Below are 486 nucleotides of genomic sequence, written 5' to 3'. Positions count from 1 at the left end.
CGACAGCAGCCAGTCGGCAGGCGTGGTGTAAACCGTGGTGCCCGATTTGATTTCGAGGATCGCGGTAACAGAGGAATGCGGCAGCGGATCGGTCACACCGGCATAAGGACCGTGGACGATTGTGTCAGTGGTTTCCTTTTCGACGGTGATGCGGCGCACCTCGGCAATCGGAGTCTTTGAAACGGTAAAGACCTGTGTGCCGTCTGTGGCTGCGGTGAACGGATGCGGTTCCGCATCGATCATACGCAGATCGGGATTTTCCTCATACGCAAAGCGAAACGACTGGCGACGAATGACGCGGCGACCATTCACATAGGCCGTGCCTTCCGATACCGAAAACACCTGTTTGCCTTCGGCGTTCGGGCCAAGGGCTGCGACCAGAAAGCCGCTATTGACGAATGAGCCGTTGCTTTCGCGCGTAACGGTTTCCATCGCCTTGTAGATCTCGGAAAAGTCGGTGTTGGTTGACGTGGTGAGGATAACACC

1 protein-coding gene is annotated in these 486 nt (G+C 56.6%); it reads right to left on the bottom strand.

The genetic code is table 11. From position 1 onward, the window contains the following. The coding region (locus tag ABE527_RS21650; protein ID WP_499698263.1) for a DUF4815 domain-containing protein at window positions 1-486 on the bottom strand (486 nt) is incomplete at both ends.

Source organism: Brucella sp. TWI432, assembly GCF_039674445.1.
Lineage (GTDB): Bacteria > Pseudomonadota > Alphaproteobacteria > Rhizobiales > Rhizobiaceae > Brucella > Brucella chromiisoli.
The sequence above is the reverse complement of the archived record's forward strand: the minus strand, read 5'-3'. Positions and strand labels throughout refer to the sequence as shown.